This is a genomic window from Pseudomonas sp. GW821-FHT11G12 (genome assembly GCF_058808055.1).
In genome coordinates this window covers 297326-304266 of the sequence record NZ_JBXARH010000010.1, presented here as the reverse complement: position 1 = coordinate 304266, position 6941 = coordinate 297326, and the positions used below count along the sequence as shown (strand labels likewise).

The window sequence follows — 6941 nt, the reverse complement described above, 5'->3', positions numbered from 1 at the left end:
TGTCCCCTTCGTCTAGTGGCCTAGGACACCGCCCTTTCACGGCGGTAACAGGGGTTCGAGTCCCCTAGGGGACGCCATTGCGGGAATAGCTCAGTTGGTAGAGCACGACCTTGCCAAGGTCGGGGTCGCGAGTTCGAGTCTCGTTTCCCGCTCCATATTCAACAAAAACGCCGCTCAGTGATGAGCGGCGTTTTTGTATGCGCGTTTTTGTGTTTGGCGTTCTCTGTTACAAGATTCCTACAGCGAATCCGTGATTCACAGAAGCGTCTGACAGCCAGCCCACGACTGATTCTGAGATAACGACCAACCTGTCGGCCTTGCGGCCGGATCGTCTTGGTTGATTTCGAGGATCTCACCTTCATGTCACGAACCATCACATCTCCTGGTGCCCTGCACGAGATACGTGCAACCGCACTGCTGTCGCTCCCGTTGGTCATCGGGCACCTGTGCGCCGGGCTGATCGCTTTCGTGGACAACCTCATCGCGGGCAATCATGGCACCGAGACTCTTGCAGCCGTCACGCTCGGCACTGCGCTGTTATGGCTGCCGATGCTGGTGCCGATCGGGACATTGATTGCGCTGACCGCTTCAGTTGCCCGTTTACACGGCGCGGAGCGAACAGGCGAGATCGGCCCGATCTTTCGCCAGGCCATGTGGTTGGCACTGTTCATGGGAGGGCTGATGTTCGGCTTTCTCAGTCTTGCGCCTCTTCTGCTCGCGCCCGCCGGGATTGCACCGGACATCATTCCCGGTGCACAGGCCTTTCTGCAGGCTGTGCGTTGGGGAAGTCCGGCGCTGACCCTGTTTTTCTGCATGCGCTATCTGTGCGAAGGGATGCACTGGATGCGTCCGACCATGGTCTTCGGTTTCGGCGGTCTCCTGTTGCTGGCACCGTTGGGCTATGTGCTGACCAATGGCAAGTTGGGTTTCGCAGAAAGGGGGGCTGAGGGACTGGGCATCGCTTCGGCCGTGATGATGTGGTTGCAGGCGCTGCTGTTCGCTGTGTACCTCTGGCGTGGCAAGCGTCTGGCGCATTTGCAACTGTTTGCCCGTTTTGATCCGCCGCGTCTTGCCGGCATCGTTGATTTGTTGAAGGTCGGGCTGCCGATCGGCATCGCAATCCTGACCCAGGGCAGTCTTTTCATTGTCACCTCGTTGTTGATCGGCCGGCTCGGTTCGACTTTCCTGGCGGCGCATCAGATCGCGGTGAATCTGGCGCAGTTGTGTTTCATGGTCCCGGTGGCCGTGGCGGAGGCCACCACCGTTCGGGTCGGCCATGCGCTTGGGCGCGGGGACCTCAAGGGTGTCCGGCAGGCTGCATGGGCGGGCTGTGTCATCGTCCTGATCACGCAAAGCGCGTCGGTGTTGGTCATGCTGCTGGGCAATGAAGCGATCGCAGGCTGGTATAGCGCGGATGTTGCTGTCACCGCACTCGCGTCGACGCTTCTGCTGTATGCCGCCGCTTTGCAGTTTCCCGATGGATTGCAGATGTTGTGCGCCGGCGCATTGCGAGGCCTGCAAGACACCCGTGTCCCCATGTGGCTGGCGATTTTCTGTTACTGGGTTGTCGGTTTGCCGCTGGGTTGTCTGATGGCATTTGGATTGGGCTTGGGGCCGCAAGGTATCTGGATGGGGCTGATCACCGCGTTGACGCTGGCGATGGTTTTGATGGGGTGGCGTTTTATTCGATGCAGCAGGGTGGAGAGGTCAGTCGTTGACTGAAGTGAAAAGGCCCGTCGGTGAAAACCGACGGGCCTTTAATTTATCGAGGCAGTGAACAGCTGATCACAGCTTCGGCAGTTGCCCGATCCGTCCCATCATTTCGGTAACGATCTGCAGGTCCAGCAGGAACTGGTCAACCGTCTTGAACTCGCCGTCGGTGTGACCGGTGTACTTGACCTCAGGTCGAGCCAGGCCAAATTGCACGCCGTTAGGCAGTTCATGCACCGAGGTGGCGCCGGCAGAGGTGCCGAACTCGTGTTTCATGTCCAGGTTTTCGGTGGAAACGGCCAATAGCGCCTTGACCCACTCGCCCTCGGGATTGCGGTACATCGGCTCGGCAATCGAGTAATCGAAGTTGACCGCAACGTGGGTTTTCTTGCTCCAGGCCGCCAGTTTGTCGGCGATTTCGGTTTTGAGCACTTCCGGCGACTTACCCTTCGGCACACGCAGGTTAACCGCGAGTTTGAAGGTTTTGTCGTCCATCCCGACATAGGTCAGCGAGGTGGTCAGTGGGCCCATGAAGTCATCGGCGAAACCGACACCCAACTTGCCACCCTTGTAGTCCAGGCCCCAGTTGTCGGCGGCGTAGCGGGCGGCATCGGTGATGTGGTTGTGTTTGAGCGCAATTTTGCCATCCACACTGTGGATGAAGTCCAGCATGCGGGCGACCGGGTTGACGCCGGATTCCGGTTCGGAAGAGTGCGCGGAAACGCCAGTAACGCTGAGTTTTACGTCTTTGCCATCGACCTTGGCATTCACTTCGAAATCGCCGCCATGTTGTTTGGCGTATTCGTTACCGGCCTTTTGCAGGCTGGCGGCCAGTTCGGCAGGCTTATCGCTCAGTAGCGTGACGAGCGAAACCGATGGAATCTGGTTGGTAGCCATACCACCGGTCATCGAGATGATTTCCGCGCCTTTGCCCTCGGCCTTGCGCTTGGCAAATTTGGCCATGACCGTGCCGTAGCCTTTCTCGGCAATCACCACCGGGTAGCCGCCATCCAGCGCCAGGTTGTACTCGGGCGTCGGGTTGCGCTCGAAGTAGTAAGGAATCGCGTCGCCGGTGGTTTCTTCGGTGGTGTCCACCAGCAGTTTGAAGTTGCGGGCCAGCGGCAGTTTTTCTTCCTTGATGACCTTCATGGCATACAGCGTCACCACGATCCCGTTCTTGTCGTCTTCGGTGCCGCGGCCGTACATGCGGTCGCCGATCAGCGTGACCTTGAACGGGTCGAGTTTGGTGCCGTCCTTCAGCACCCAGTTTTCCGGCGTTACCGGAACAACGTCAGCGTGAGCATGAATGCCCACGACTTCCTTGCCGCTGCCGTCGAGGGAGATCTCGTAGACGCGGTTGTCGATGTTTCGGTAGTTCAGGCCAAAGGAATCGGCCAGGCTCTTGATCTTGGCGGCAATCTTGATGAATTCAGGGTTCTCGTGCTGGGCAACACCTTCCTTGCGATCGGTCGGAATCTCTACCAGTTCGCGCAGGGTTTCGAGAGCGGCCTTGCCGTATTTCGCCCGAGTGTAGAGGCCGAGCAGGCGATAGATTTCGTTTTGCTGCTCAGCGGTCAGTGTCTTGTTGTCGAGAAACGCGCTGATGGAGGGGCGCAGGTCGTCGGTCTTGCTCAGGTCGCTCTTGGCCAGTTCGCCGAGGAACTGGCGGAAGTCACTGACCTTTGCATCGCTGAATGTCTTGAGGATGGTCGCGCTTTGCTGCGGTGTGATGTTGGCGTGTGCGGGCAGTGTCACGGACGAAAGGCTGGCCAGAATCAGGGTCGACGCGGCCAGTTGCTTGAGTGAAAAGTCCATTGCTAAGGGCATTCCTTTGCAGGCAGTGAGTAGGAAGTGTCTGATCGATGCGTCAGACGGTTTCGCAAACTAACACCACAAGCAAGCGATAGGGGAGCCCCCGAAGTGGGACGCGTCGCACAGAAATGCAAAAGCGGCGCAGAATCGAAAAAGCCCGTCCAATCTGTCTGGGCCGGGCTTCTCCGATCAGCGTGCTTACATCGACAACACCAGTCGCCCGGCAAACAGGATCAGAATCACCCCCATGCTGCGCTCGAACCAGTGCCCCATGCGCATGAACAGCACGCGCACTTTGCTGCTTGAAAAGAACAGCGCAACGATCACAAACCACAACGCATTCACGCCGCACATCCACAGTCCGTACAGGGCCTGGATTTCCAGCGGCGTGCTGGCGCTGATGATTGTGGTGAAGATCGCCAGGAAAAACAGCGTGGCCTTGGGATTGGTGGCGTTGGTCAGGAAACCGGTGGAAAACGCCTTGAACAACGATTGCTCGACCAGCGGTTCGTCGCTGGTCTTTTCGCCTTCCAGTGTTGTCTTGGGTTTGCTGCGGATCAGGCTGATACCGAGGTAAAAGATGTAAGCGCCGCCCACGACCTTGGCCACCGTCAGCAGCCAGGGCGTGGTGTGCATCAAGGCGCCGACGCCCAGCAGGGTGTACAGCACGTGTACGGAAATCCCCGCGCCGATGCCCAGTGCCGTGCAGATGCCGACCAGTCGACCGAATCGCACACTCTGGCGAATGGTCACGGCGAAGTCCGGGCCGGGAGCAACTACGGCGAGAAAGTGGATGGTGGCCAGCGCCAGAAACTCGCCCAGGTAATTCGATGTCATTTCAACTCCAGAAAGTCAGGGGTGAAGCATTGCCGCGATAGCCGACAAAAAACGAAAGGCTCAAGCGCGGATCTGCCACGCCCGGCGTCACCGAGTGCATGCGACGCGAATTGAACATGATGAAATCCCCCGGTTCCGGGCGTACTTCGAGGGCTGGCGGGCCGAGCAGCGCCGGGTCGATGCCGTAGCTGTCGCCGCGCATTTCGTCGAACCGGTCCGGTGAAATGTCGTCTTCCCACATCTGCAACGCGCCGCCTTCGGTCGGCATGTTCAGGTAGACGTTGCAGGCGAATTGCGCCTCCAGGCTGTGAGCCTGGAAACTCTCCGGCGCGTCCTTGGCGAAGATGTCGTGGTGGGCCAGGAAGCAGACGCCGGGTTTGACCACCCGTGACAGACCGACGTACATCTTGCGTCCGTACAGGTTCTCCAGATGGGCGCCTGCCGGCCAGGATTCGTCGAGCATGCAGCGCAGGGTGTCGATCGGCGAGGAGTAGGGCGCGCAGCGGTTACGCAGTTCGGCAATGTTGCTGGTGGCGCGTTCGAAGTAATCCTCGATCAGCAACGGCTGGTTTTCCGCCTCGTAGAACGCCATGCCGATGCGGCCGATGCTGGGGGCGTTGATGTAACCCTCGAATCCGGGGGCGAGGATCTTGTCGCCAATCCGGATCGCCTGGTCTTCAGGCAAAAAGCCTTTGACGCGGATGGCGAGGACTTCTTCGTTGGCCAGTTTTTTTATGCACGTCTCATCGAGACGCTCGACGTCAAGCATCATGGTTTCAGGTCCATCTAACGAGTAGTCAACGGAACCGACGAGCGCGGTTCCCCCGGCGTCGGACGCTGCATCTGGCAGCGCCCGAAATCCTCAATCCACGTTGTAGTGGACGGACAACGTGCCCTTCTTCTGCGAAAGGGACGCGATCGTGACTGTGCCCAGATCCTTCAGGCTGCGTACATGGGTGCCGCCACAGCCATAGGCCGGCAGCTCACCGAAGCCGATTTCCCGCGCACCTTCGCGCAGAGACGTCAGGCGGGGCAGATCGTGTTCGATCCATTGCCCGATGCCGTATTGAACGGATTGCGCATCGACTTCCTGAGCCGAATCCCCGGGCTTGAATTGCACCCGGCCTTCGTCCGGCCAGTGGTGTGCCTTGATCGGCATCCAGCCCATGGCCTGGACAAAGTGGCCGATCAAATGCCCGGCAGAGTGCATGCGGGTGTTGAAGCGACGGCGGTCTTCATCGATACGAATCTGGGTCATGCCGAGCGGGATGGGCTGATCGACGAAATGGATGATTCGATCCGGCTCCTGCACGACGCGCAGGACCTGACTGTCGCCGATCCAGCCGGTATCGCAAGGCTGTCCGCCACCTTGCGGGTGAAACAGAGTGGCGCGCAGCACCACGGCGAACTCGTTCTCGTGGGGCGTGCAGTCGAGGACTTCCACATTAGCCTTGAGGTCATCACTATGGAAAAAGAGGCGAAGCGTCATATTCCATGCCCTTATTAAAGTTTCTTTTTTAATTATATGAATCGTGCAATAACGTGATAATCCGTTCAAACATCAAAGGACTGTTGCGCTGTGAGCATAAATCTCCCTCTGCCGCTGCTCGGTGAAATGGCGATTTTCGTCAAGGTCGTGGAGACCGGCAGCTTCTCCGAAGCCGCGCGCCAACTGGGTTCGTCGCCCTCGGCGGTCAGCCGCAGTATTTCCCGGCTGGAGAAGGCTTTGGCCACGCGGCTGCTGCAACGCACCACGCGCAAATTGCGCTTGAGCGATGGCGGGGAAGAGGTATTCAAGCGCTGTCAGGAGATGGTCAGCGCGGCCCGGTCAGTGATGGAGATCAGCGGCCAGTTCACCCACGAAGCCGAGGGACTGGTGCGGGTCAGCGTGCCGAAAGCGGTCGGGCGCTTCGTAATTCATCCGCATATGCCGGAGTTTCTGCGCCGCTATCCGAAGGTTGATGTGGAGTTGCTGCTGGAAGATCGGCAGGTAGATTTGATCGACGATCATGTCGACCTGGCGATTCGCATCACGGAGCGCCCGCCGGCGGGGTTGGTTGGGCGGCAGTTGTTGACTATCGACCATTTGCTCTGCGCCACACCGCAGTATCTGGCCGAACATGGCACACCGACTCATCCCCACGACTTGCTCAATCACAGCTGCATCTACCTGGGCGAAACCCCGAGCGATGCGCGCTGGAAATTCAAGAAAAGCAGCAAAGCGGTGACGGTCGGCGTTCGAGGGCGGTATGCCGCCAATCACACGGGCGTGCGTCTGGGCGCGGTGTTGCAGCACATCGGTATTGGCAGCCTGCCGTATTTCACCGCGCGCTATGCCCTGGAACAAGGTTTGATTGTGCAGGTCCTGCCGGACTGGACATTCCTGGCGTCCTACCACGGTGGACTATGGTTGTTGCACTCGCCGACGCGCTATCTGCCGCCGAAGCTGCGGGTGTTCATCGACTATCTGGTGGAGTGCCTGGAGAAAGAACCGACATTGAGCAAACCCGGAAAAGCTGGCGGTTCAAAAGCCTTGGCCGAGTACGAATTGCCCGAGAGTGAAGGGCTGCTTTAATCGATCA

Annotated in this window: 6 protein-coding genes and 2 tRNA genes; 4 read left to right on the top strand and 4 right to left on the bottom strand. The window is 58.9% G+C overall.

Features of this window, described 5'->3' with window-relative positions:
* Nucleotide 1: 1 nt before the first annotated feature.
* From AC1RR7_RS26185 to AC1RR7_RS26175, 3 genes are all read left to right on the top strand, one after another.
* Nucleotides 2–77: transfer RNA gene (locus tag AC1RR7_RS26185), tRNA-Glu, on the top strand.
* A gap of 2 nt (nucleotides 78–79) precedes the next feature.
* Nucleotides 80–155: transfer RNA gene (locus tag AC1RR7_RS26180), tRNA-Gly, on the top strand.
* 205 nt (nucleotides 156–360) lie between these two features.
* Nucleotides 361–1722 (top strand): MATE family efflux transporter, encoded by a 1362-nt coding sequence (locus AC1RR7_RS26175; protein WP_493158717.1) that lies wholly within the window; start codon nucleotides 361–363, stop codon nucleotides 1720–1722.
* Between the two features lie 63 nt (nucleotides 1723–1785).
* Here AC1RR7_RS26175 and AC1RR7_RS26170 read toward each other — a convergent pair whose 3' ends face one another.
* The 4 genes from AC1RR7_RS26170 to AC1RR7_RS26155 all read right to left on the bottom strand — a co-directional run bounded on the left by AC1RR7_RS26170 (nucleotide 1786) and on the right by AC1RR7_RS26155 (nucleotide 5848).
* A complete protein-coding gene (locus tag AC1RR7_RS26170; protein ID WP_493158716.1) occupies nucleotides 1786–3525 on the bottom strand; it encodes a dipeptidase in 1740 nt (579 codons plus the stop codon).
* Between the two features lie 195 nt (nucleotides 3526–3720).
* Nucleotides 3721–4359: a LysE family translocator gene (locus tag AC1RR7_RS26165; RefSeq protein WP_096820935.1), complete on the bottom strand. Its 639-nt coding sequence runs from the start codon at nucleotides 4357–4359 to the stop codon at nucleotides 3721–3723.
* 1 nt (nucleotide 4360) lies between these two features.
* Nucleotides 4361–5131: a 2OG-Fe(II) oxygenase gene (locus tag AC1RR7_RS26160; RefSeq protein WP_096820936.1), complete on the bottom strand. Its 771-nt coding sequence runs from the start codon at nucleotides 5129–5131 to the stop codon at nucleotides 4361–4363.
* A 90-nt stretch (nucleotides 5132–5221) separates the two neighbouring features.
* The gene (locus AC1RR7_RS26155; protein ID WP_192558720.1) at nucleotides 5222–5848 is read right to left on the bottom strand and encodes an alanyl-tRNA editing protein; all 627 of its coding nucleotides are present in this window, start codon (nucleotides 5846–5848) and stop codon (nucleotides 5222–5224) included.
* A gap of 90 nt (nucleotides 5849–5938) precedes the next feature.
* Between AC1RR7_RS26155 and AC1RR7_RS26150 the strand changes: the two genes are divergently transcribed.
* Nucleotides 5939–6934 carry a LysR family transcriptional regulator gene (locus AC1RR7_RS26150; protein WP_493158715.1) on the top strand — a complete coding sequence of 332 codons (996 nt, stop codon included), beginning with the start codon at nucleotides 5939–5941 and terminating at the stop codon, nucleotides 6932–6934.
* Nucleotides 6935–6941: the final 7 nt, after the last annotated feature.

What these genes read in the sequence shown, in the direction of transcription:
- AC1RR7_RS26175 (WP_493158717.1), top strand. Translation starts at nt 361, where the DNA reads ATGTCACGAACCATCACATCTCCTGGTGCCCTGCACGAGATACGTGCA.
- AC1RR7_RS26170 (WP_493158716.1), bottom strand. Translation starts at nt 3,525, where the DNA reads ATGGACTTTTCACTCAAGCAACTGGCCGCGTCGACCCTGATTCTGGCC.
- AC1RR7_RS26165 (WP_096820935.1), bottom strand. Translation starts at nt 4,359, where the DNA reads ATGACATCGAATTACCTGGGCGAGTTTCTGGCGCTGGCCACCATCCAC.
- AC1RR7_RS26160 (WP_096820936.1), bottom strand. Translation starts at nt 5,131, where the DNA reads ATGATGCTTGACGTCGAGCGTCTCGATGAGACGTGCATAAAAAAACTG.
- AC1RR7_RS26155 (WP_192558720.1), bottom strand. Translation starts at nt 5,848, where the DNA reads ATGACGCTTCGCCTCTTTTTCCATAGTGATGACCTCAAGGCTAATGTG.